We start from the raw sequence: 23,765 nt of genomic DNA on the forward strand, positions 1-23,765 counted from the left end.
CAACCAGGAGCCAAACAGGTATCTAGCCCTGGACAGATCGATTCTTTACAAGGCACTGTTTCTAAACCGATCGCTTTTTGAGCTGGCAGCTAGAACAGCAGGGGCGATCGCCAGATTCAAGCGCAGTGCCAGAAATAGCCAGAGGGGCGATCGCCACCAATCCCACAAACAAAACAAACACCATCCCAAAGATTAGTCGCCCCTGTTTCGGGTTGCCAGCCATGATTCCATAAGTGAAAATCAACGCCGCCGGAATGATTAGCATCGTCACGGTCTCTAGCAGGTCGCTAAACCCATTGGGATTTTCAAACGGATGGGCTGAGTTAATGCCAAAGAATCCGCCGCCGTTTTCGCCGAGCTGTTTAATGATTTCAAAGTGAGCAACTGGTCCTCTGGCAATGTATTGGGTTGCGCCTTCGAGCGTGGTTGCAGTTGCAGGGGCAGCCAACGTCTCGGGCACTCCGGCAATGAGGAGGGCGATCGCCCCCACAACCGAAATGGGTAACAAAATGCGCGCAATAGATAGAGTCAGATCTCGATAGAAATTGCCCAGCGGTTGCCCCGTTAGACCCCGAATGAAGGCGATCGCCACTGCAATTCCAGTTGCGGCTGCGGTAAACATCAAATATCCCAGCGCTAGCACCTGACTCGCATAGCTAAACGTCGTTTCGCCAGAGTAATGCTGCTGATCGGTATTAGTCGTAAACGAAATAGCAGTATGCAGCGCCAAATCCCAGGAAGGTGTCGATAAATTGGTTGGATTGAACGGCAAAATCGCTTGAAGCAAAAAGATTGAATAGACCAGAACACCCATAACTAGATTGCTGTAAAACACAGCACGGGCATAATGCCATCCTGTCATCGATTCCTGATAGCGAAGCCCACCCAAAGCGTAAATAAACTGGTCTAAAGGAGAGGCAAATCGGTCAAGCCAGGACCGTTTTGCTTGGAAGACTTGTGCAATATATTTACCCAGAAAAGGAGACACAACTGCAAGAATTAGCAGTATTAACGAAATTTGTAGAAGCCCCTGCCACACCATAAATTAAATGCAATTGTTGCTTTACGAAACATACTTTGCTTGCTCTAGGCACAACTTCAGTTCGGGCAAAAACATCGGATTGACAGCGACAGCAATCACAAGGTCGTTGCTACAGATAATTGGATCTTCATTTGCTAGAATGACTTCTTCCTGACGAATCAATCCCATAATTTGGCATTGCTTAGGCAGATAAACCTCAGAAATTTTGTGACCACAGTGCTTGCTGTGAGGCTGGATCCAAACTTGAACGAGTTTTGATTTGTAGTAAGACATATTCCAACAGCAGTGTTTCTAAATCTGCCGCTCTAAAATCTAATCACTCCCAATTGTGGAGGAGATTTTGTGTACTTAAAAGGTATAGCCAGCCGTTTATTCAAGAAATAAATTTCTTACTCTAAACACGAATATATAAATGGGTTCAGAAAAATCAGGAATATCTATACTTGCAGATATAAATTTGCTCTAAACGGTATTTTTTGTCTAAATTAATGCTTGAATTACATTCCAATTTAAGAAGATGCTTAAGAAATCCAATCTATAAATCAGGAGAATGTAGGGGCATAGCATTCGGCAGATAATCTTTTGATTTATTCAAAAGATTATCTGCCGAATGCTATGCCCCTATAGGAAATATTCACTACTGCTCAAACGTTCTTTAATTTCTAAAATTTAGATTTTGCAATGTTAAACCGATCGCCAACTCACAAACCGTCCCCTTTTCATAAACCGGTTAAAGCTCAATGGTTGATTGCGATCCTGTTTCTTATCGTGAGCACTCTGGAATATTCCACACCACCGCCTTACGTATTTGGCTATCTATATATCGGCGCAGTTTTGCTAGCAGATTCGGGGCTCAGTCGAGCGAGTCGAACTTGGGTGACAGTGATCGCCATCAGCCTCACCATCTTCAACCTATTCGTACCTGGAGCAGAGACGATTACCTTAGACACGGTTGCTAATCGACTGATTGCAGCAATGGCGCTGATTGTTACGGGTTGGTTGAGCGATTGCAATCGTCGATTTGAGCAGGCAATCGCTCAGCAGCAAATTAAACTCCAGACCCAGGAGCATCTCAACCAGGTGAGAGAAGATTTTGCCTCGACCCTGACCCACGATCTAAGAACACCGTTGTTAGGGGCGATCGAAACCCTAAAAGCTTTTCAGCAAGAAAAATTTGGTGCAGTCACAGCCACTCAGCGCCGGGTTTTAGAAATTATGGCTCGTAGTCATCAAGCCAGCTTGCAGTTGGTTGAGACCCTGCTTGATGTTTATCGCAACGACACCGAAGGGCTAATCCTTCAGCGAAAGCCCGTGGATCTTAGAGCATTGGCAGACGAGGCGGCGGCTATGCTGACCGATCTGGCGGTTAGCCGTCAAGTCCATTTGCGGTTGAGATGTGGAGATTCTGACTTCCGTCAATCTTTCTGGGTCAATGGAGATGCACTTCAGATTCGGCGCGTTTTTGTCAACTTATTAGAAAATGGAATCAACCACTCCCTGCGAGGTGACAAGGTTGAAATTGTGATTACCAATACGAACACTCACCATGTGGTGAAAGTGATCGATAACGGTCAAGGCATTACATCGGACGAATTGCCTCTGCTATTTGAACGGTTTTATCAGGGGCATGGCGATCGCCAAACCAAAGGATCAGGACTAGGACTTTACCTTACCCGACAAATCATCGAAGCTCACGGTGGAACAATCTGGGCAAAAAACAATTCATCTCAAGGTGCCGTATTTGGGTTTTGCTTACCAGTGCTAGTTCCTACTGCGTCTGTCTCACCATCCCTGATATGAAATCTAGTCCTTTACGCATTCTCCTGGTAGAAGATGACGAGCTATTTCGCCTCGGACTTACAACCCGGCTTCAACAAGAAGAAGGACTGGATGTGACAGCAGAAGCCGAAGATGGAGAAACCGCTATAGAAATTGCCTGCGATCGCCTGCTTGATTTAGTGTTGCTAGACATTGGGCTACCTGGCATCGGCGGCATCGAAGCCTGCCGCCAAATCAAGCAACAGCAGCCTAATCTCCCCGTGTTAGCGCTCACCTCTCATTTTCAAAAACCGCTAATTGCTCGTTTGATTGAGGCAAAGGCCCAGGGCTATTGTTTGAAAGGAATTGCGGCTGAATCTCTAGTTTTGGCGATTCGTTCCGTTGCAGCAGGTGCTTCATGGTGGGACTCTGCTGCAACCCAAGAAATTTATGCGGCATTTCAAACCGACAGCTCAACTCCTGCTTCAGAACAGGCGCTAGAAAACCCCTTGACCCGACGAGAACAGGAAATTTTGGCACTGGTGGCCAAAGGACAAAGCAATCAGGAAATTGCCAAAATTCTCTACATTGCACCAGGAACGGTTAGAGTTCACGTTCACACGATTTTGCAAAAGCTAGATGTGCGCGATCGCACCCAGGCTGCTGTCCTAGCGCTGAAAAAAGGATTAGTTGCCTCCGATTTTCTCCAATAATCCCGCTGATATAAATATGTCAAAGCAGGGCATAACAATTCGGCAGATAGGCTCTGAAATAGCCTCTAAACTCTGACTCGAATGCTATGCCCTACAGTTTCCTGGGCTACAGGTTGAACTGTCTAGACTATCCCTAACGCTCAAATTCACTTTGAAGTGTTAAATCCAGATCAGTCTCAGGCTCAACAACAACGACTTCAACTTCCTCTTCGCCACCTCCTAGAAGCAGCGAACCCAGAGCGCCCAAACCGGCACCAGCCAACACTTCACCAAAATCAATCGAGCCAAAGATTTCTGATAAAACTGCTGCTGCTGCTGCACCAATCACTGCGCCTCGAAGAAAATCGGGGTCAGTGTCTTCTGTGATGACCTGCGTATCGGTGATCACTTCAGATGTGGCATCAATGGGCAAAGTTTGACCAGATGTGAGCGTGATTTCTTCGGACACAAACTGAGTGCCACCACCGTTAGGCTGCAGTTCTCCTTCAATTTCACTGCCAGCAGGAATCAACACCGTTCCGGCAGAGGAGCGCACATCTTGGGCGACAACTAGGGTCACGGAAGCCGTTTCATCGGGCGTGACGATGATTCTTTCAGCTTCCTCGTAGCGTACTGGAATGACTGTCCCAGTAGGTACAACAAGCCGCGTCGTATCAGAGGGAAATAGCTGCCCCACCAGGTATGGCTCATTCGCAACTGCTGGGGTCGCCAGCAAAGTGGGCAAGGCTGATACTGAAGCCATTCCCAATGCCATAAACAGAGCAGTTCTAGATTGCCAGCGTTTTGAAGTTAACATTGTTTTTCTCCTGATCCCTGATTGTTTACAACCATTGAGTTTCAAAGTCTTTTTTGCTTTTCTTTTGCCTTAAAGACTTTTTATTGAGGCAGGGAGCATTTTGATCCGGATACCTTACAAGCTACGACGGGAAGCGATCGCCTTACTTCATTCTCTCGATTCACCCGATGGGATGATTTTTGACGAATTTGAGCAAGAAATGTCGTGTTTCAGTCAGTTTGAAGCTCCACTGCTGAATTTACTGACTTCGGTAGAATTTTGAATGTTCCTAGAATTCAAATAGGTGTATTAAATTTTACAGAGTTTGCGTAAGATCGTCAGTTCTTCGCTCGTTAAGTCGCGCCATTGTCCAGGTTCTAGCCCTGTTAGCGTGAGAGTGGCGATCGCTACCCTGACCAACCGCAGCGTTGGAAAACCGATCGCTGCTGTCATTCGTCGTACTTGGCGGTTGCGCCCCTCAGTTAAGGTAATTTCCAGCCAGGCGGTTGGTACATTTTTGCGAAATCGAATTGGCGGATCGCGAGGCGGCAAAGACGGTTCCTCGACTAACAGCTCAGCTTTTGCTGGACGAGTTCGATAGTCTTGAATCACCAGTCCTTGCCGCAGCGGAATCAAGTCTGCCTCAGTCGGAATCCGCTCAACCTGCACCCAGTAGGTACGAGGATGCTGAAATTTTGGGTCGCTCAACCGATGCTGGAGCCGTCCATTGTTGCTCAGCAGCAGCAGTCCTTCACTGTCTCGGTCTAACCGTCCAACTGGGTAAACATCTGGCACATCAATGTAATCTTTGAGGGTAGGTCTGGAGGTGCCACCCTCAGACGCAGCATCAGTGAATTGGGTTAGAACGTCGTAGGGTTTGTAGAACAGTAGGTGGCGATCGCGCACGTCAAATGGCTCATTTTATTAAAAAATCTTAGTTAAGTTGTCCAAATCTTTGGCTCGGCTTTACGCTTAGGTCAAAGGGCTTTGGAAGAGAATCTTATGGATAAACAAAAATATCGGTTCGTTTGCACGCTCTCTTTTGGTGATATCTACGGTCAAATTATCGTTTGGTTAATTGTAATCTTCATCAGTCTGGCATCTGCTTTGGCGCTGATGGGTGCTAGCCGTCCAATCTATGCTTTGGCGACTGTCGGGCTAATTTTGGTGCTTTCCTTACCATTTCTGCTCTTTGCCTTCGTCACAACCTTGCTCAACCACATTGAGTTTTCTGAGGTTAGCCCTCAGACTGAGAGCCGAGCAGAACCTAGCGCAGTCTCTAGCCAGCGCCCTGCCCAAGCTGCGGGTTAACAAAAAGCTTCCTGGATACACATCAGATGATTTCTTAAGAAGTTCCCTGCCTTTAGGTAGGGGCTTTTTATTTGCGTCAGGATAGAGATAGGACAACTTCACGCAACAGTTTGAGCGCGATTGAGCATGATTGAACACGACGTAATCATTGTAGGCGGCGGTCTAGCAGGGACACGGGCAGCAGTAGAAATTGCCAGAACAGATCCTCGATTGAGCATTGCCGTTGTCGCCAAAACTCACCCCATTCGATCGCACTCCGTCGCGGCTCAAGGCGGAATGGCAGCCACCTTAAAGAACGTCGATGACCAAGACACCTGGGAAGCTCACGCTTTTGACACGGTAAAGGGTTCCGATTACCTGGCAGACCAAGATGCCGTCGAAATTCTCACTCGGGAAGCGCCCGATGTGGTGATTGACCTGGAACACATGGGCGTATTGTTTTCCCGCCTGCCCGATGGACGCATTGCTCAGCGTGCTTTTGGCGGACATTCTCATAAACGCACCTGTTACGCCGCTGACAAAACGGGTCACGCTATTTTGCACGAGCTGGTGGCAAACCTGCGTCGCTATGGGGTCCATATTTATGACGAATGGTATGTGCTGCGCCTGATTCTAGAAGAAGACCAGGTGAAAGGTGTGGTGATGTATCACCTACTGGATGGACGGCTGGAGGTGGTACGAGCAAAAGCCGTGATGTTTGCAACAGGTGGTTACGGGCGGGTTTACAACACCACATCTAACGACTTTGCCTCAACGGGCGATGGGCTAGCAATGACAGCCCTTGCCGGACTGCCACTTGAAGATATGGAGTTTGTTCAGTTTCACCCGACTGGTCTGTACCCGGTTGGAGTACTAATTTCAGAGGCAGTGCGTGGTGAAGGGGCTTATTTGATTAATGCAGAGGGCGATCGCTTCATGTCTAACTACGCCCCCAGCAAAATGGAGCTAGCTCCCCGCGACATCACCTCCCGCGCCATCACCAAAGAAATTCGGGCAGGGCGGGGAGCACATCAAGACGGCAGTGCAGGCGGCCCGTTTGTTTACCTTGACCTGCGCCACATGGGACGAGAAAAGATCATGAGTCGTGTCCCCTTCTGTTGGGAGGAGGCACATCGCCTAGTGGGAATTGATGCCGTACATCAGCCGATTCCGATTCGTCCAACGGTTCACTACTCAATGGGCGGCATCCCGGTCAACACAGATGGACGAGTTCGTAGTGGTGCCGATGGCTTGGTCGAAGGCTTCTTTGCCGCTGGGGAAGCCGCTTGCGTTTCCGTACACGGAGCAAATCGATTGGGCAGCAATTCCTTGCTGGAATGTGTGGTTTACGGCAAGAGGACAGGAGCAGCGATCGCCCAATACGTTCAATCGCGCAAACTTCCCGAAATTGACGAGCAGCGCTATCTCACTCAGGCAGAGCAGCAAGTTCAGACCTTGATTGACCAGCCTGGTGAATATCGAATTGATCAAATCCGTCAGGCTTTTCAGGACTGCATGACCGACCACTGCGGCGTGTTTCGCACCGAATCAGTGATGAAGGAAGGGTTAGAAAAGCTGCAAGCGATTCGTCAGCAAGCGCAAAGGATTTACCTGGATGACAAAGCCAAACTCTGGAACACCGAGCTAACCGAAGCGCTAGAACTACAAAACTTGCTAATCGTCGGCGAAGTCATTCTTACTGGTGCGCTCAATCGTCAGGAAAGCCGAGGTGCACACTGCCGCGAAGACTTTGCAGATCGAGACGACACCAATTTCCTAAAACACACGATGGCTTATTATTCTCCGGCGGGTATCCAAATTGGCGATCGCCCAGTCGCCATCACCATGTTCGAGCCACAGGAGCGCAAGTATTAGGACAAGAAGTAGAGCTTTCCTATGGAGCAGGCATCTTGCTTGCTTGGTCTGAACGGGCAAGATGCCCATCTCACAAGAACCTTGGAAAAACTCGCACGTCATGTGAATTGCATACTCGTTAACCTTAGTTCATTACTTGGGAAAACTTTTGTTTAGTACAGGACATGAACTAGAGAATCGAGAAATGCTATTTACAGAGTTATTAAGTTTGTCTCCAGTGGTGATTGGACAAGTAGCCCATGCATGTCCTGCTCCTAATCCATTCCAGTTTGCAGCAATAGTAGCTTTGATCGGAGGAAGTGGAGTTCTTGCCGTTAGTACTGGAGTCGGTATTGTAGGTATTGCATCTACATTAATAGGGCTGATTACTACAGGAGCTAGCATCGACGCCATACTAACAGCGTTAGGAATTCCTCTTGGTGTAACAACTGAAGCAGTAGGTGTGCTTGCTTGGTTAATTGGTGCAATTAATCAGATTCTGGGTTGTTGAGTATCTAATTTGAAAAAGCATTTGCTGAAGGCTAGGAGCGATTGCAAATTTCTCCTTAAGAAAACTTGACAGCGCATTGTTATTTCCGCAAATTCATTTAAGTAGAGAAAGTTTGTTGCAGCTAAATATTACTGAACTCGTCAGTAGCGATCACTTTTGCATACCCCTCTGCCAGTGCTCCCATAAAAGCTGAATGAACTTCGGCAGCTTTAACGGTTCTATTCTTGTACTCTAAATCCCGTGTTGCACAAGCATCTTCAATCACAATGCACTGAAGCCCAAAATCGAATGCAGCGCGGGTTGTAGCATCAATGCACATGTGGCTCATTGCGCCACAAATAACCACTTCTTCAACTTCAGAATCTTTTAGATTGTCCAGTAAAGAAGTTTCTCTAAAACTATTAGGAAAATGCTTCATAATCACCGTTTCGTTGGGTTGAGAAGCTACACTTTCGTGAGTTTCAGCGCCTTTTGTGTTTGGTAAGAAAAACGTTGCTTCCGGTTCTACCGAAATATGCTGAATGTGAAAAATTGGAGATCCTTCTTCTCGAAACTTCTGTAGAAGCTTTTGAGCATTTTTTACAGCTTGTTCTACGCCAACCAGTTCCCAATTTCCACCAGGAAAATAATCGTTTTGAATGTCAACTAGAATTAAACCTTTCACATTAGCTCCTTGCATAATTTTGTCCTGTTATTACCTGTTATTACTCTTTTGAGTTAGCACTGGCAGAAAAGCTTGCTCACTGCTTTATTTAGCTGTTGCTTCGATAGCCTGAGTATGAGCGAAGCATCTCACTATTTCAAGTACGTACAATATGATTGTGAACTATCAAAAAGTATCGTTGGAACAAGACTCGATGCCACAAAAACAATATATGTGTCCGGTAGAAGCTCTTGTTGACGTTGTCGGGGGCAAGTGGAAGATGCCAATTCTCACGCTCCTGTTTCAAGGAACCCAACGCTATGGGGAACTCAAGCAGCATCTTCCCGGCGTGACTGAGCGGATGCTTACCCTACAATTGAGAGAACTAGAACAGTCTGGAATTGTTCAGAGAAGAGTGTATGCCGAAGTGCCTGCAAAAGTAGAGTATTCTCTCACTCATTTGGGACTGAGCTTGGAGCCTGTTTTACAGGTAATGCTAAATTGGAGCGAAAAGTACCTGTGTATGACTGAACAAAGAGCAGTTTGGTGGGAGGAATTTGAAACTGTGAATCAAGCATCAATCTCACCGACTGATTCAGCAAGCTAACAATGCAGGAAAATGAACAAACTCTGCTTAACTCGGAAAACATTTGCTAAAAGCTAGAAGCGATCGCACATTTCCCTTCAGTCGAATTTGACGGCGCAACAGTGCCCAAACTAAGTTTTGTTCTTTTGCCAAAAACTTCAGCCAGGTATTACTGTCAGCTGTAATTTGCAGATTCGGTTTTCCTACAAGTCCGGTTTGAATATTCAGTTTCTTGTCGCGAATGGTGACGGTTGCTTGATGGCTTTCTGCACCCGTAAAGATAAAGTGATAAACCGCATCTAGCCCCTCAGATTGGTTGCGCTGAAACAAGAGCGGCATTCCCCCTAAAAAGCCTTCAGCCGTGCGTGGTGGCACTAAAGTGTTTCTTACCTGCTTAACTTGCTTGTGCGGAAACCGTCGCGCAACGTGCGCTTCAGCGTCAGAACCAGGCACAACATAAATCGTCTCATCCTTGTCCTGTAAAGGTTTGACCACTTCCTGGACAAAGCCCACACGATTCCTGAGAAATGGTCCGATCACATCTTCTCCGGCAGGACAAGCAGCCATGCAGTACGCCGCTTTGTAATTCGCCCCAAAGGAAAGGCTCTGCCACATGGAGGCAGATTCGGATGGGCTAACTTTTTGACGATAGTCCTTGAAACTGCGGCTTTCTGCTACTTCTCCGGCCCAGTCTCCAAAGCCACCCATAAATTCGCGGTAGTTGTGGGTGTAGCAGGCAGAGAAGTCAAAGTGTCCATCGGTGGCGATCGCCCCCACTGGGCAAGCCACCACACATAACCTGCATTCCAGACAGGGATTGTAGTCAATTGGGGCACTGTAGGCGCTTACTTCTGCATCGATCAGCACCGTGCCTAGCAGAATAAAATTGCCAAACTTGGGGTGAATCACGTTGCGATGAATGCCCATGTGTCCCAGTCCGGCTGCCACTGCCACTGGCTTGTGCGAAACCACCCAAACCTTGCCGGGAAAGCGATCCATCTCCATCGGAAATCCCATTGCTGGATTCAGAGCACGAATACCTCGTCGCTCCAGCGCTGTTACAATTTCGCGGCTAATGTCATTCACCTCATCTCCCGTATGGTGAAACTCGACATTGGCAACCGATCGCGCCGGACTGCGAACATTCTCTCGATTCATCCGACAGACAAAGCTGATCAACGCTTTGGTGGGCGGGAAGGCAGTTAAAATATCTCGTTGCTGGTCGGCGATCGCCAATTGCCCTACTTCGACAAACCCTACATCATCTGCGCCTGCGTCCAAACAAAGCTGACGCAGCCAATCTGCATCCAGCGTAGTCACAGATTCCTCACGAGTCGCTTCCTGCTCACGAAACCGCTTAACCGTTGGATGCTGTTCAAACTGAGACATAAATTTCCTCTCTAGTTTTAGGTGCATATACACTTTTTTACAAACTCAACTGCCAAGACTGTTCGATAAAAGGAACTGAGGACTAGGAGCGGGGGGTATTTTTCAATTCCTCAAAACCTCAGCCCTTCCACTTCATGATCCCTATATTTCATGAACCAAAGACACCGTGTTTGCCAAACTAAACAGCAGCACTTGCCACTGATCCTTGCCTAATCCCTCAACGACTTGCTGCTGTGCTTCCTTCCAGAGGGGAAATGCCTTTGCTAGAGCAGATTGCCCAGTTGCAGTCAGGGTAACAATTCTCTCTCGCTGATCTTGTCCGGGCTCAATGGCAACTAGCCCTTGTCGCTGGAGGGGTTTGAGATTACGAGTCAGGGTCGTGCGATCCATCACCAAAACTTGAGCCAGGGTCTTCATTGTGGGAGAACCCACTTGAGCTAGAGCCGTTAGCAGCGTGAATTGGTTAACCAGCAGCCCGCTCGGTTGGAGCTTTTCATCAAAAAACTGGGTGACGACGCGAGTTGCCTTGCGCAGGTTAAAGCAGGTACAGCTTGTAGCGGCATCGGGATTGTGTGAACTAGGTTGTGATTCTTGTGAATGCATAATAGGTGTATATCCACTTAATTAGATCTTGTCAAGCGGATCACCTAGTTAAGAAATGTCAGAGAAGCTTAGCGATCGCCCACCTGTAGGTTGTTTCGCATTTTTCGCAGAGATATCATATCGACAAAAATCACCTGAAAAATCCATTTCAATTTGATATGCAACCTGAACTAGGTGCAACCCAATCGGGGTTAAATTATTCAGTTCATTCAATATCCCGTGTCCTTGCATCTGCTTTAACTGCGTCTGAATTTTTTGAGCAGTACCAAAAACCAGGAGTGCCCGTAATTGTGGCGGGTTTGTTGGATGCTGAGTTGGACTGGAGCTTGGACTATTTGCGCGAAAAACTAAATACTTTTGTGCTTCCGATTCGGCGGTATGGGTGGAAGCGGTATGAGCAAGATAAGCGCACCTGGCAAAGCATCGGCAGCGGCACTGAAGCTCAGCGCGTTCCATTTATTCAATATGCTGAAATGCTAGAAAGCGGCGAAGCCCAGGAACAGGATATTTACCTGGTCAAACGTTCCCTCAAAAACACGCCACTAGAGCAAAATCTAGCGTCGCTCCAACAGGTCGGAGAGAAATTGGGTTTGGCTCCGATGAGCGACTTTAATCTTTGGTTAGGCACATCAGGACACATCACCTGTCTGCACTACGACCCGATGGACGGCACGTTGATACAGCTTCATGGTGCCAAAAAAGTGGTGCTTTTCCCACCGTCTCAGCTTTACAACCTTTACCCATTTTCTTTTTGGGTACATTTGCGTCATGGACTAAAAATGCGGGCTTCTTACAGCCAGGTGTATCCTGAGCGTCCTGATCTTGAAGCATTTCCTCGACTCAGACAAGCACTCCAGCATCGCTATGACGATGTGTTACGGCAGGGGGAGGTGCTGTTTATTCCAGCGGGTTGGTGGCATGAGTTGACCACTGTAGGAAATGAGGCTGGAGATGTAATGGTTTGTTCTGTAAACCGCTTTTGGCAGGTTCCGACGGTGCGATCGCTCCGTCTATGGAGCAAGTGGCGAGTGCATTTGGGCAGCGTTTGTGCCATTCCCCACATCTTGGGAGATGTGATCAGGGCGATCGCCAGCGGCAACGCTCAAGCGCTGAGTCAGATCTGGCAGAAAATCTAAGAAAAATAACGCAATCCCCCAGCCAGATTGTGTTAGAAGTGAGACACTATTCCCTTCGTTTGCGGTTATGCAGAGTAAGTTTGCGTATCCCATGGTGCTGATAAGCCTGGTTGCGGCCTTGGCGTTTGCTATGCAGTGGGTACGTGAGCAAAATCGGACTCATCATTTAGTGATTGCGACCGCTAGCCGAGACGGGGAATATTTTGCCTTTGCCAGTGTGTTAGCGAAAGTGGTGTCTCGTCATCATCCTGAGATCAAAATCAGGGTGCGAGAAACGGCTGGCTCGGTCGAAAACATGTCGCTGCTGGCGCAAAACCAAGTTCAGTTGGCGATCGTGCAGAGTGACACGCCAGTCCATTCCTCGGTGAAAGCCGTTGCCTACTTGTTTCCAGAGGTATTTCACCTGCTCGCTACGGCAGAGTCCGGAATTGAGGGAATGGCCGACCTGCGCGGCAAACGGGTAGCGCTGACCCCTGAAGGCAGCGGTTCTTATGCACTATTTCAGGCAGTTAGCCCTCACTATGGGTTAAACGAAACGAATTATCAGGCAATCCCTCTTCCCGCAGATCAGGCCTCTGCTGCTCTACAGGAAGGACAAGCCGATGCAATGTTTCGCGTCATTGCTCTAGGTAGCACCTCAGTCAGTCACCTGCTCGAAACCAGCCAGATTCGGCTGATTCCGATCGATCAGGTCGAGGCGTTGCGGCTTTCTCTTCCTTATTTAGAAGCAACTCAAATTCCTAAGGGCACCTACAATGGGGCGGGTCCGATTCCACCTGAAAATATTCCAGTGGTGGCAGTGCGGGCAGAATTGGTTGCCCATACTGGTGTTAGTGAGGAAGCCGTTCGGGAAATTACTCGTACCCTGTTTGAGCTACGCAGTGAACTCGTGGCGCAATATCCTCGTGCCGCCAACATCCGCTTACCTGAATCAGCAGAAAACCTGGGGATTCCCCTACACCCGGGTGCCAGAGCCTATTACAACCAGGACAATCCTAACTTTTGGCTCGAATACGCTGAGCTGATTGGGTTGCTGCTGTCGGTTGCCGTTCTTTTGGTATCTGCGTTCTGGCAATTTCGTCTCTGGCTCTTGGCAAGCCAAAAAAATCGCGCCGATCGCTACAATCTGGAAATTTTAGACATTATTGAACAAGTCCAAACCGTTGATAACTTAGAACATCTCTACAAAATTCGCCATCAGCTTTTTGAAATTTTTGCTCAGGTCGTCGTAGACCTGGATAAAGACCGAATTTCACCCGAATCCTTTCAATCCTTTACCTTTCCCTGGGACGTAGCAATTACAACGATTCGCCATCGTGAGATGATTCTGCTAAATCTGCACCATAAATCCTGATGTCACCGCTTACTTTAGTCATTGGCAACAAAAATTATTCTTCCTGGTCGCTACGCCCCTGGCTGGTGATGAAGCAAGCGGGGCTTGATTTTGCTGAAGTTCGAATTCCGCTAGACACGTCCGAAACCCACGCCAGGATTTTGCAATACTCACCTACGGGTAGAGTGCCTGTACTAATTCACGATGACCTAACCGTTTGGGACTCTCTCGCCATCTGTGAATATCTGGCAGAGCAGTTTGCGGGACACTGGTTGCCCGAAGATCGAGCAGCAAGGGCGATCGCCCGCTCCGTCAGCGCCGAGATGCATTCCGGCTTTAGCAACCTGCGACAACATATGCCAATGGACTGCCGCGCTAGACTTCCCGGACAGGGTAGAGCACCTGGTGTGCAGTCAGACATCGATCGCATCACCGAGATCTGGCGCACTTGTCGGCAGCAGTTCGGCACTAGCGGCGATTTTCTGTTTGGTCAATTCACCTTTGCCGATGCCATGTACGCGCCTGTCGTATCTCGCTTTGTCACCTATGGAGTTGAGTTAGATGGAATTGCAAAAGCCTACGCAGATGCAGTTTGGGCACTGCCATCAATGCAAGAATGGGTTGCAGCAGCGGAAGCCGAGTCAGAGTATTTAGCAGAATCTAAGCTTTAGTAGAATTAAAAACTCATCCCACACCTGATTTGAGCGCACCATGCGGATTCTTCTAGTAGACGATGAGGTGGAATTAACAGACCCCCTAAACCTGGCCCTTGCCCGCGAAGGCTACAGCGTCGATGTTGCTCATGATGGGGCAGAGGGGAGTCAATTGGCTGCCCAGGGTAACTATGAGCTGCTGATCTTAGATTGGATGCTACCTCACCAGAGCGGACTAGAGATTTGCCAGGAATTGCGAGCGCACGGTGACACCACCCCCGTTCTCTTCCTTACTGCCAAAGACACGATTGACGATCGGGTCAAGGGATTGGATGCAGGCGCAGACGACTACTTAATCAAACCTTTTGAACTGCGAGAATTGTTAGCCCGAGTGCGAGCATTGCTGCGCCGTCCGCCGCTCCAGGAAACGCCTGTGCCCACTCAGCGACTACGGGTCCAGGATTTTGAACTAGATCTAGAGAATCAGCTTGCCTATCGGCAGGGGCGAACCATTGAACTGTCAGAGAAAGAAAGCCAGCTCCTGGCTTATCTGATGACCCACCCGAATCAGTTGCTCACCCACGGTCAAATTCACCATCACCTCTGGGGCGAAGGACAACCCAGCAGCAATGCTTTGGCAGCCCAGATTCGTCTGCTGCGCCGCAAAATTGAGGCTAGCGGTGAACCTCCGCTGATTCACACCGTCTACGGGAAAGGGTACCGCTTCGGCTCTTCTGAAGGCGGCGATCATTAGATTCCCTGGGTGAATAGCAGCGCGGCGCTGCCATTTACCCTTCAGAAGGTGGTTTTTGTAGAAGATCTATTAACAAAAAGAAAGCAACAGCTTCGTTTTTGTTACACATGTCTTGCAGTAAAGTCTTGCAATTTGTCGTAGGTTTAGTTCCGCAATTTATGCAATTCATTCACTGCAATCTTCTAAATCATGAGGTGGCCTTGACTCAAATTGCATCTCTTATTTTGTTTCTAAATTTGCTGATTAGCTTGAGCAAAGTCTGCGTTCTACACGTGCATTAACCAACTTCAATCAACAGTAACCAGATGTTTGAAACTTTTGAGGACGAATTTGGTCTGCCTATAGGTTTTTGGGTGCAAGCAACACAGAGTAGAGCTGGCGCTCTTTTGCAGGCAACTCATTTGCAAGGCGATCGCCCTACCCCCATCCCAAACCGGTTCGACCGAAGAACTTGAAGGGGCGATCGCTGCGCTCTCCATTCCCATCGATTACTTCAGTAAGCACAGCATTTGTAGAACTAGAATCTAAACATCTTGATAGCGTCGTCGGAATAAAAATTCTCAAAATTTTATTTCTTCGTCTTTTTACGATTAGTTCAACCTTTTTGGGGATCACTATCTTGCATTTATCGATTCGAATGAATTACTTTATTAAGATGCGTGACTAACCAAGCTTGGAATTGAGCAATCGGGATGGCACAAACACTCTTCAGTGAAGCAGATAGACTGGATGCCCTCAAGCGCTACAGAATTCTTGATACTGCTCCAGAGGAGGTGTTAGATGACCTCACAAAACTGGCAGCACGCACTTGCGGCGTTCCGATCGCACTGATCAACCTGGTTGACTTAGACCGCCAGTGGTTTAAATCCAGAATCGGATGGGATGCCGTCAGTGTTGCCAGAGATGTTGGCTTTTGCGATCAAGCAATCCTACAACCCGATGAAATTCTGGTCATTTCAGATACGCTAAATGACTCGCGATTTGCCAGTGACCCGCTGGTGACTGCATCACCCCACATTCGCTTTTATGCGGGCGCGCCTCTAGTCACCCCAGACGGCTTTGCGATCGGCACCCTTTGTACGATGGATTGGACTCCTCGTATCCTGAGCGACGATCAGCTTGATACTTTGCGGATTCTAAGCCGTCAGGTGATCATGCAGTTAGAGTTGAAGGCGAATGTCACGCAGCTAGAGCGCACCGTCAATCGCCAAAAGCGGGTAGAAAATGCTCTACAGCGCAGTAATCAGCGCTTTCGCCAAACGCTGGAAGAACTTCAGCAAACCCAGACTCAACTGATTCAAACCGAGAAAATGTCAAGCCTGGGGCAAATGGTCGCAGGTGTTGCCCACGAGATTAACAATCCCGTAAGTTTTGTCTACGGCAATATCACTTACGTCAATCGCTACATCCAAGATTTGTTTGGTCTTCTGGATCTCTACCAGTGCCACTACCCTCAACCCGCTCCGGAGATTCAGCAGTGGAGCGAGCAAATTGACCTTGACTTCTTGTCAGAAGACTTACCCAAAATCCTGGCTTCGATGAAAGTTGGGGCAGATCGAATTCGACAGATCGTCCTGTCACTGCGAAACTTCTCTCGATTAGACGAAGCAGAAAAAAAGGCCGTTGACTTGCATCAAGGCATCGACAACACACTGATGATTTTGCAACATCGGCTTAAACCAGCGCTCGACCATCCTGGCGTTGAGGTGATCAAGACCTACGGCAACATTCCACTTGTAGAGTGCTACGCTGGACAGCTCAATCAGGTGTTTATGAACATTCTGAGCAATGCTGTTGATGCTCTAGAACACGCTAACTCCAGCGCTGCTCCGTCAGACCCTGAATCTATTTCAGAGCAAGAATCTATCAAGGGTCAAATTTCTATCAGTACAAGGTTTACCCACCGGGGCAAATTTTCTAAGCAACCCTGTGTGATCATCCGCATCACGGATAATGGTCCTGGCATTTCTCCGGCAGTGAAAGAAAAACTATTTGATCCTTTTTTCACGACAAAACCGGTCGGCAAGGGGACGGGGCTGGGGCTATCTATCAGCTATCAGATTGTAGTAGAGCGCCACGGAGGCGTGTTGAAATGCTTCTCAGAGCCGGGGCAAGGTACAGAGTTCTGGATTGAGATTCCAATCTGCAACACCCAACCCATTAGCCTTGAAACTCATTCACTTCCTACATCTGCAAGCTTAGAAATAGCAGAGAACCTTGAAGCAAGAAGCAATCCTAAAGTTGGGGTCTATCAAGACGCACCTTCAAGCTAATCAACTCCTACTAAAATGCTATGGCTTGATAGAAGAGGCAGGGTGACACCCTGCCTCTTGTTCTAACTTCAGTGACTAGCGCTATAAACCGTGACGCTATTCGTCTGCCCACATGACATCCTGCCGTTTGGCATGAATGCTTTTGACGTGTTTTTTCACCGTGTCAACGGTGATGTGCAGCTTGGCCGCAATCGTTTTATAGGTGCAGTTTGCGCGACGCAGTAGCCAGACTTCTGATTCGCGATCGGTTAACCCAAAGCGTTGCCGTTCAGCGATCGCCATTTTTTTAGCAGATTGATATCTGTCTTCCAGCGCAACTAGTAAACAGGGGCGATCGCTATTTTCTAAATTAATCCACTGCACCCGAACTCGAATCGTATCAAATGCACCCATTTCAAGTTCATCTTCGATCATGAAAATATGGTCGGGATACAGTGTGCGACTATCAACCATTAACTGACAGATCCGCCAAACTCTAGAGGGAACTAAGCTAGAGCTTGAATTACGCTGGTTGAGGCTATCACAAATCTGGCGAGCACAGCAGTTTACACAAACGACTTCACCTTGATCTGTCAGAATTAAAATGCCATCAATGAAACCTTCTATGATGCTATGAATGTCCATTAGAGGGGGGCTTGAATGAACAACATTTCACCTCTTAGAACAGGCAGATGTTAGGAAGCTAGGCTTACCAAACCATCTTCCATTTATCAAGAGGATTGAGTCCTATAGAAAATCAACTGAGCCTGTAAGCGAGTTTGATTTATGACACTACAACAACTGCCCCTCAAATTTCGGCTATCTTCGCAAGATTACAGTTTGATAACCGATTTAGGTATTCAACCAGTCTTAAAATTGGTTGCTAGCTCAAGAATTTTTACTAGTAGCAAGCCTCACCCTTTAGGGTGAAAGAGTTAATAGAAAGTCGAATGGGTTTTGCTAAAAGCACCTTATCTCTACAGTATTGAACTCTTGTCAGTAAGGATCTTTTCAGAAAACAAACTTATCCCTTTCCTTTCACCTTCAGCGATTCTATAACTATTTCAAATCGGTTATGAGAAGCAACCTTTCCACGGCCAAGCCTCCCATAACCAATCGGTCTTATAACTAATTTAGAACTGCTATATAGCAGCCTGATTGAATTTATATTTGATCGATGAGAATAATTTGTGAAAGCAAACATCTTCCGTGTAGGTGCTCTCACAAATTATTCAGAAATTTAATAGAAGCAGACAATATTCTGTTACACAAATTTTGCTTGTGTAACAGAATATTGTCTGCTTCAATACCAACTGCTCCACTATATTGCCTACAAAATACTCCAAATGTAGGTTTCCAAATTTGGCAGATCCACTATGTTGGAGTTATTGGTAAAACTTTGCTTCGAGTAGACTTACTGTGTTTCAATTTCTTTACTTCCTAACCCATTGGCTGGTTCAAGTCATCCAGCCTATCCTAGTACCGCTCTGTTTTGTATTTGCCTGGTCACTCATTCTCATGGCAGTTTGGAGTGTCTGGACTGCACTTCAAGATGGAGTCGCGAATGCTAAGCGAATGCATCAAATTCCCTGTGCAAACTGTCAGTTTTTTACAGGCGACTATCACCTTAAGTGCACAGTTCATCCAACTATGGCTTTGACTGAAGAGGCGATCGACTGCATGGACCACCAACCTGCAGCCGAAGCAAATCTTGTATTTCGCCCCTGAAATACTCCCTTAAAATACTTTGGATGCAATAGATGCAATAGTGGTTTGTGGAGAGAAGCGCACCGTCGTTTTCTTCAAAAACTGCTGTTTTGTCAATGCTTCTAAAGCAAAAAAATTCGAATGCTAATCCGAAAGCTCAACGCTTGTGACGAGTTTGTTGCAGGGGATGGAACGCTGCTGCGCGAGCTGCTACACCCTGACAAGCAACCTCTGGCGCTGCAATATAGTCTTGCCCATGCGATCGTCCCGGCGGGGCAAACGTCTTACCCCCATTCCCTTAAGACTTCTGAGGTTTACTACATTCTCAGCGGCACGGGTGAGATGCACATCGACGATGAGAGTCAGAGGGTTGAGCCAGGGGACACTATTTATATTCCGCCGGATGCTGAGCAATTTGTCTACAACAGCGGCACCGAGCCATTAGTCTTTATTTGCATTGTTGATCCTGCTTGGAGACCGGAGGACGAGACGGTGTATGGCGATCGCTCACCCTCCTGAAATCAAGCCAGCACCAGCCAGGGAATGCGTTTACTTAAAAAACCGTTAAATTACTTCGGCTTTGGTGAAATCCCCCAAAAAGGCTATCTTTTTAGCCTCTCAAGCCGCGTGCGTAGATAAATGTATTCCCATATACAGAATTAGGCTACTCAGAATTGGTGCAATCGTCATGTTCTCTATGTTGTTCACCTGTATCCCTTCGACATCCAGATGTAGCTTTTAATCAAGCGATAGCGGAAATCAATGGAGCTACCCGGTGAACTGTAGATTCAGAATCTATCGCTCCGCTCAACGGAGTTCAAATTTAAGATCCTGACTGCTCCTCTTAAATCCAACACAAAAATCTACGGCTCTCACTGAGTCGTTGGACTTGCTTCATTCATTAAGGAACGTCCAGTGATGTCTAAACTGTTGCTCAAAAAAAGAAGAAGAAATAGGCGGTTCTCGCTCCGAGATACGTCAATGCCGCGCAACCGGCAGCTCAATTTATCTAGTCCTGCAACTCTGTTTGAACAAATCAAAACCTGTGTAAAGCAGCTCTCTCCAAGCTGGCAAGCTTGCATTCCTCTAGCCTGCATTCTTGTCTTAGCCTGTGCTTTCAGTGCGACTGCTCAGGATGTTTCTCCTGAAGAAGCAGTTGCAGAACTGAGAGTTGGCTTGGATACTCTTTGGGTTGTGGTTGCATCAATCCTAGTTATTTTCATGAACGCGGGTTTCTGTATGTTAGAAACCGGGTTCTGCCGCCAAAAGAATGCTGTCAACGTTCTGGCTAAAAACCTGATTGTTTTTGCTCTAGCGACTATCGCTTTCTGGGCGATCGGGTTTGGACTCATGTTTGGTGACGGCAACGGCTTTGTGGGTCTAAACGGTTTCTTCCTCACTGGTGCAGACAATAGCCCTGCGACAGGTGATGCTTATCAGGGTGTTTTTGGTTCCCTTAACTGGACGGGTATTCCCCTTACCGTTAAGTTTCTATTTCAGGTTGCTTTTGCCGGAACCGCAGCGACAATCGTTTCTGGTGCAGTAGCCGAGCGAATCAAATTCGTTGACTTCTTGATTTTCAGTCTGCTGCTTGTGGGTATTGCTTACCCCATCACCGGACACTGGATCTGGGGCGGTGGATGGCTCTATGAATTTGGTTTCTGGGATTTTGCTGGCTCAACCGTGGTTCACATGGTTGGCGGTTGGGCAGCCCTGATGGGAGCCGCTCTCCTGGGTCCTCGGATTGGTCGTTATCAGGATGGTGGCACAACTGCTCTACCTGGTCATAACATGTCGATCGCCACACTGGGATGCTTGATCCTGTGGATCGGCTGGTTTGGCTTTAACCCTGGCTCTGTGATGGCTGTAAATGCCAGCATCGGACACATTGCTCTTACCACTAATCTGGCAGGAGCGGCAGGCGGAATTGCTGCAACCATTACTTCTTGGATATTGTCTGGAAAGCCTGACCTGTCGATGATCATCAACGGAATTTTGGCGGGTTTAGTTGCAGTTACTGCTAGTTGTGCCTTCGTAGGCTACGTCCCTGCCCTTATCATCGGTACGATTGGTGGCATCCTAGTTGTTTTCGCTGTGTATTTCTTCGACAGCATCAAGATTGACGACCCCGTTGGTGCAACTTCTGTTCACCTAGTCAACGGTGCCTGGGGAACCTTGGCACTCGGTCTGTTTGCGAACCCAGCCATCCACGGGATAGAAGAAGGTCCTGTTGGCTTGTTCTATGGGGGTGGCATCAACCAGCTATTCATCCAGCTTGTCGGCATTTTGGCTGTAGGCGGTATGACTGTTCTACTGTCAACCATCTTTTGGTTAGCGCTGAAGGCAACTCTAGGACTCCGTGTAACGGAGGAAGAAGAGCTAATCGGTCTAGATATTGGCGAACACGGCATGGAAGCTTACAGCGGCTTCATCAAAGACACGAGCGGCATGGCTGGCAATACAGCTAATGTCCCCAGTGGCTCAACTGGTATCGCTGGTAGTTCACCCAATCTCTAGGGTCTGTTTTTAATAGCACCTTTATTTGAGCCAGTTTGGTTCAGTACAATAGGCGGCGGTGGTGGTTCTTGAAGATTTGGGAGCCGCCCCTACCGCTTTTTTTATTAAGCTTAGTTGCCTGCTATTTCCTCCGGTTTAAACTAATCATTGAATATTCGTTACGCCATAAGAGTTCAAAAACCTGATGGGCGATCGCCGTCTTAAGCCAGTTGCGAGTCTCATCAAATCTGCTGTCTTCTGCCAGCACTTGGGAGATTTGCCAACGTGGGCACTTTTCTCTCTAATGACCAACAGTTTTTTGCTTGTATCAGTCGTATTGCTTTTGTTTCGTGATTACAGTGCGGGCATCAACTTAACCACCCGCACACCCGCGAGAACATCTGCCCTAGTGGCTCAGTCCAGTGTGTTGCTTCAGCCTAATTTGGTGAATTCGGCTTACCCACTGGTGGCTCAGCTAGGACCACGTCATCAGTTAACCTACCAGCAATGGGTGAATCTGCTAGAGCAGGAAGCTCAGGCAGCCGCCGCGAACCCACCCGATCGCCTGACGATTTTGGTAGGAGACTCTCTCAGCCTGTGGTTTCCGTCTCAGTTGCTCCTAGCTGAACGGGACTGGCTCAACCAAGGAATTTCAGGTGAAACCTCTGCTGGCTTGCTGAGGCGGCTGGACCTGTTTCGCACAACCAAGCCAGAAACGCTGTTTGTCATGATTGGTATTAATGACCTGATTCACGGCGTGTCTGATGAGACGCTGCTAGCAAATCAGCGCCTGATCATACAGACATTGAAAGAGCAACATCCTCAGGCTGAAATCGTTGTTCAGTCAATTTTGCCGCATGGGGCGGAGCAAGCGGTGTGGGAAGGGCGATCGCGGCTTTTAGAAATTCCCAACAGCTACATCCGGGAACTAAACCAGGAACTAGAGGCGATCGCCGTTCAAGAGGGCGTGCATTACCTTGACTTGCATCCTCTGTTTACCGACACCGCAGGCAACCTGCGCCCCGAACTCAGCACCGACGGACTCCACCTCAGCGCTCAAGGCTACCTGGTCTGGAGTTCAGCCCTGCAAATCTTTAGCCAAACAAAGCTTGAGGTGGAGGAGTAACAGTAGCAGAACCGTAGCGACGGGTAAATCACTATGTTTGAGCAACGGTTTAGTCCTTTAACCCGTTCCGCAACTGACTGAGAGTAGCTTTATAGCGAATTATCTTTGGGTGGAGTTTACAAAACTCATGAATCTGTCTTGCGTCTCTTGCAATTGCCCAAACTCTGCTTTAGTGTCAGGTATGTTTGAGCAAACTTGAGCAAGCATCTTTGAGCAAGTCTGAGCAAATAGGAGGAAATCGGCAACTCTGCTGTTAAGCGACAGCAAGTTGAGATATCCTTTAACAAAAGTTTATTTAAGCTGTTTCAAGGTGTCACTATGGATCCTGAAGTGAAGCAAGATATCAATTCCGAAGTCGTGACCGAGGTTGAAACCACCAAAGTCAGCCTTGATGGAGAGGATGCTGGAACCATTACTCAATTCACGACGACCAGTGAGTCGCAAGAGCAATGGCGGCAAATTGGAGAAAAAGTCTCTGGTTTTTTGGCTGATTTACCGGAGTATCTAACCGAGTTTTTCAGCGAATACAGACGGCCAATCATCTCAATCGGCTTGATCTTTGGGACAATTGTTTTGGCAAAGCTAGTTCTAGCAATTCTAGACTCGCTTGATGATATTCCACTGCTTGAGCCATCGTTGAAGCTGATTGGTTTGGGCTACTCTGCCTGGTTCGTTTACCGCTATCTGTTGCGGGCTTCTAATCGCAAAGAACTGGCTGATGATTTCAACTCTCTGAGAGAGCAGGTCCTGGGTCAAGGTTCTCCTAAAGTCTAGCGATCGCCTTTGAGCAAAACTTGAAAGGCGAGGGCAGGATTAGAACGCCTTCGCTTTTCAAGTTTCTGGTGATGATAATCGGTAGGATTTGCAAGCTGCTCATACCAAATCTGTCTGTAGAGTAGCGGTATCAGTAGGGGCGAAGCATTCGGTCGCAATCTCTGCTGCCGAGGCACAATTCTTTTGCCGAATGCTACGCCCCTTGTATGTAAGCGCCAGCATCAGCGAGACTGCTGATAGACCCTGTCAGGAGTGAAGTACTCTGATTCGCCCCTAGGGATAACCAAGCCTGTACGTAGATTAGACCTCAGCCTGACGGTGCGCTTTGTTTCCGCTCCAGCGGAGTCTGAACAAGTATCACAGAGTGGTT

General features: G+C 47.8%; 26 protein-coding genes. 17 read left to right on the forward strand and 9 right to left on the reverse strand.

The window, feature by feature from the left end; all coding sequences use genetic code 11:
- Positions 1-61: 61 nt before the first annotated feature.
- On the reverse strand, positions 62-1,042 hold the full coding sequence (gene kdpA / locus H6F93_RS20980; protein ID WP_199313863.1) for a potassium-transporting ATPase subunit KdpA: 981 nt from the start codon (positions 1,040-1,042) through the stop codon (positions 62-64).
- A 21-nt stretch (positions 1,043-1,063) separates the two neighbouring features.
- The gene (locus tag H6F93_RS20985) at positions 1,064-1,315 is read right to left on the reverse strand and encodes a TrkA C-terminal domain-containing protein (protein WP_190684836.1); all 252 of its coding nucleotides are present in this window, start codon (positions 1,313-1,315) and stop codon (positions 1,064-1,066) included.
- A 495-nt stretch (positions 1,316-1,810) separates the two neighbouring features.
- Between H6F93_RS20985 and H6F93_RS20990 the strand changes: the two genes are divergently transcribed.
- Both H6F93_RS20990 and H6F93_RS20995 read left to right on the forward strand, forming a co-directional pair.
- Positions 1,811-2,842, forward strand: a complete 1,032-nt coding sequence (locus tag H6F93_RS20990) for a sensor histidine kinase (RefSeq protein ID WP_524537989.1) — start codon at positions 1,811-1,813, stop codon at positions 2,840-2,842.
- Complete coding sequence (locus H6F93_RS20995) at positions 2,839-3,513, forward strand: response regulator (RefSeq protein ID WP_190684843.1); 675 nt, start codon at positions 2,839-2,841, stop codon at positions 3,511-3,513. The genes H6F93_RS20990 and H6F93_RS20995 overlap by 4 nt, the downstream gene beginning before the upstream one ends.
- Positions 3,514-3,646: 133 nt before the next feature.
- Here H6F93_RS20995 and H6F93_RS21000 read toward each other — a convergent pair whose 3' ends face one another.
- On the reverse strand, positions 3,647-4,309 hold the full coding sequence (locus H6F93_RS21000; protein ID WP_190684846.1) for a TraB/TrbI/VirB10 family type IV secretion system protein: 663 nt from the start codon (positions 4,307-4,309) through the stop codon (positions 3,647-3,649).
- 100 nt (positions 4,310-4,409) lie between these two features.
- On the opposite strand from H6F93_RS21000, the gene H6F93_RS21005 reads away from it, so the two are divergent.
- Positions 4,410-4,571, forward strand: coding sequence for a hypothetical protein (locus H6F93_RS21005; protein ID WP_190641839.1), 162 nt, complete (start codon positions 4,410-4,412; stop codon positions 4,569-4,571).
- 26 nt (positions 4,572-4,597) lie between these two features.
- Here H6F93_RS21005 and H6F93_RS21010 read toward each other — a convergent pair whose 3' ends face one another.
- A complete protein-coding gene (locus H6F93_RS21010) occupies positions 4,598-5,194 on the reverse strand; it encodes a pseudouridine synthase (protein ID WP_190684850.1) in 597 nt (198 codons plus the stop codon).
- Between the two features lie 96 nt (positions 5,195-5,290).
- On the opposite strand from H6F93_RS21010, the gene H6F93_RS21015 reads away from it, so the two are divergent.
- From H6F93_RS21015 to H6F93_RS21025, 3 genes are all read left to right on the forward strand, one after another.
- The gene (locus tag H6F93_RS21015) at positions 5,291-5,599 is read left to right on the forward strand and encodes a hypothetical protein (RefSeq protein WP_190641841.1); all 309 of its coding nucleotides are present in this window, start codon (positions 5,291-5,293) and stop codon (positions 5,597-5,599) included.
- Positions 5,600-5,725: 126 nt separating this feature from the next.
- A complete protein-coding gene (locus tag H6F93_RS21020; RefSeq protein ID WP_190684853.1) occupies positions 5,726-7,453 on the forward strand; it encodes a succinate dehydrogenase/fumarate reductase flavoprotein subunit in 1,728 nt (575 codons plus the stop codon).
- Positions 7,454-7,589: 136 nt separating this feature from the next.
- Positions 7,590-7,943, forward strand: coding sequence for a hypothetical protein (locus H6F93_RS21025; RefSeq protein WP_190684855.1), 354 nt, complete (start codon positions 7,590-7,592; stop codon positions 7,941-7,943).
- A gap of 121 nt (positions 7,944-8,064) precedes the next feature.
- Here the strand turns inward: H6F93_RS21025 and H6F93_RS21030 are convergent, their stop codons facing one another.
- The gene (locus H6F93_RS21030) at positions 8,065-8,622 is read right to left on the reverse strand and encodes a cysteine hydrolase family protein (protein WP_190684858.1); all 558 of its coding nucleotides are present in this window, start codon (positions 8,620-8,622) and stop codon (positions 8,065-8,067) included.
- A gap of 178 nt (positions 8,623-8,800) precedes the next feature.
- On the opposite strand from H6F93_RS21030, the gene H6F93_RS21035 reads away from it, so the two are divergent.
- Positions 8,801-9,193, forward strand: a complete 393-nt coding sequence (locus tag H6F93_RS21035) for a winged helix-turn-helix transcriptional regulator (protein ID WP_190684860.1) — start codon at positions 8,801-8,803, stop codon at positions 9,191-9,193.
- Between the two features lie 27 nt (positions 9,194-9,220).
- Here H6F93_RS21035 and H6F93_RS21040 read toward each other — a convergent pair whose 3' ends face one another.
- Both H6F93_RS21040 and H6F93_RS21045 read right to left on the reverse strand, forming a co-directional pair.
- Positions 9,221-10,561: an SCP2 sterol-binding domain-containing protein gene (locus H6F93_RS21040; protein ID WP_190684863.1), complete on the reverse strand. Its 1,341-nt coding sequence runs from the start codon at positions 10,559-10,561 to the stop codon at positions 9,221-9,223.
- Positions 10,562-10,702: 141 nt separating this feature from the next.
- The gene (locus tag H6F93_RS21045) at positions 10,703-11,164 is read right to left on the reverse strand and encodes a MarR family winged helix-turn-helix transcriptional regulator (protein WP_190684866.1); all 462 of its coding nucleotides are present in this window, start codon (positions 11,162-11,164) and stop codon (positions 10,703-10,705) included.
- Positions 11,165-11,322: 158 nt separating this feature from the next.
- Here H6F93_RS21045 and H6F93_RS21050 point away from each other — a divergent pair, with 158 nt between their 5' ends.
- The 5 genes from H6F93_RS21050 to H6F93_RS21070 all read left to right on the forward strand — a co-directional run bounded on the left by H6F93_RS21050 (position 11,323) and on the right by H6F93_RS21070 (position 17,313).
- Positions 11,323-12,300 carry a cupin-like domain-containing protein gene (locus H6F93_RS21050; RefSeq protein WP_190684870.1) on the forward strand — a complete coding sequence of 326 codons (978 nt, stop codon included), beginning with the start codon at positions 11,323-11,325 and terminating at the stop codon, positions 12,298-12,300.
- Between the two features lie 91 nt (positions 12,301-12,391).
- A complete protein-coding gene (locus H6F93_RS21055) occupies positions 12,392-13,654 on the forward strand; it encodes a TAXI family TRAP transporter solute-binding subunit (RefSeq protein ID WP_242043543.1) in 1,263 nt (420 codons plus the stop codon).
- On the forward strand, positions 13,654-14,304 hold the full coding sequence (locus tag H6F93_RS21060) for a glutathione S-transferase family protein (RefSeq protein ID WP_190684877.1): 651 nt from the start codon (positions 13,654-13,656) through the stop codon (positions 14,302-14,304). Before H6F93_RS21055 ends, H6F93_RS21060 begins: the two co-directional genes overlap by 1 nt.
- A gap of 40 nt (positions 14,305-14,344) precedes the next feature.
- A complete protein-coding gene (gene rppA, locus H6F93_RS21065) occupies positions 14,345-15,040 on the forward strand; it encodes a two-component system response regulator RppA (RefSeq protein WP_190684880.1) in 696 nt (231 codons plus the stop codon).
- Between the two features lie 692 nt (positions 15,041-15,732).
- The gene (locus H6F93_RS21070) at positions 15,733-17,313 is read left to right on the forward strand and encodes a sensor histidine kinase (RefSeq protein ID WP_190684883.1); all 1,581 of its coding nucleotides are present in this window, start codon (positions 15,733-15,735) and stop codon (positions 17,311-17,313) included.
- Between the two features lie 96 nt (positions 17,314-17,409).
- Here the strand turns inward: H6F93_RS21070 and H6F93_RS21075 are convergent, their stop codons facing one another.
- Positions 17,410-17,937 carry a helix-turn-helix transcriptional regulator gene (locus H6F93_RS21075; RefSeq protein WP_190641851.1) on the reverse strand — a complete coding sequence of 176 codons (528 nt, stop codon included), beginning with the start codon at positions 17,935-17,937 and terminating at the stop codon, positions 17,410-17,412.
- 774 nt (positions 17,938-18,711) lie between these two features.
- Here H6F93_RS21075 and H6F93_RS21080 point away from each other — a divergent pair.
- From H6F93_RS21080 to H6F93_RS21100, 5 genes are all read left to right on the forward strand, one after another.
- Complete coding sequence (locus H6F93_RS21080; protein WP_190641852.1) at positions 18,712-19,020, forward strand: hypothetical protein; 309 nt, start codon at positions 18,712-18,714, stop codon at positions 19,018-19,020.
- A 120-nt stretch (positions 19,021-19,140) separates the two neighbouring features.
- Complete coding sequence (locus H6F93_RS21085; protein ID WP_190684886.1) at positions 19,141-19,518, forward strand: cupin domain-containing protein; 378 nt, start codon at positions 19,141-19,143, stop codon at positions 19,516-19,518.
- A gap of 462 nt (positions 19,519-19,980) precedes the next feature.
- Complete coding sequence (locus tag H6F93_RS21090; protein WP_242043544.1) at positions 19,981-21,516, forward strand: ammonium transporter; 1,536 nt, start codon at positions 19,981-19,983, stop codon at positions 21,514-21,516.
- Between the two features lie 184 nt (positions 21,517-21,700).
- Positions 21,701-22,621 carry an SGNH/GDSL hydrolase family protein gene (locus H6F93_RS21095; RefSeq protein ID WP_190684895.1) on the forward strand — a complete coding sequence of 307 codons (921 nt, stop codon included), beginning with the start codon at positions 21,701-21,703 and terminating at the stop codon, positions 22,619-22,621.
- A gap of 318 nt (positions 22,622-22,939) precedes the next feature.
- The gene (locus tag H6F93_RS21100) at positions 22,940-23,395 is read left to right on the forward strand and encodes a CAAD domain-containing protein (RefSeq protein ID WP_190641856.1); all 456 of its coding nucleotides are present in this window, start codon (positions 22,940-22,942) and stop codon (positions 23,393-23,395) included.
- Here the strand turns inward: H6F93_RS21100 and H6F93_RS21105 are convergent.
- Positions 23,392-23,571 (reverse strand): hypothetical protein, encoded by a 180-nt coding sequence (locus H6F93_RS21105; RefSeq protein ID WP_190684898.1) that lies wholly within the window; start codon positions 23,569-23,571, stop codon positions 23,392-23,394. The genes H6F93_RS21100 and H6F93_RS21105 overlap by 4 nt on opposite strands.
- Positions 23,572-23,765: the final 194 nt, after the last annotated feature.

Source organism: Leptolyngbya sp. FACHB-671, assembly GCF_014695745.1.
In the GTDB taxonomy this organism is placed as follows: Bacteria; Cyanobacteriota; Cyanobacteriia; order Elainellales; family Elainellaceae; genus JAAUTN01.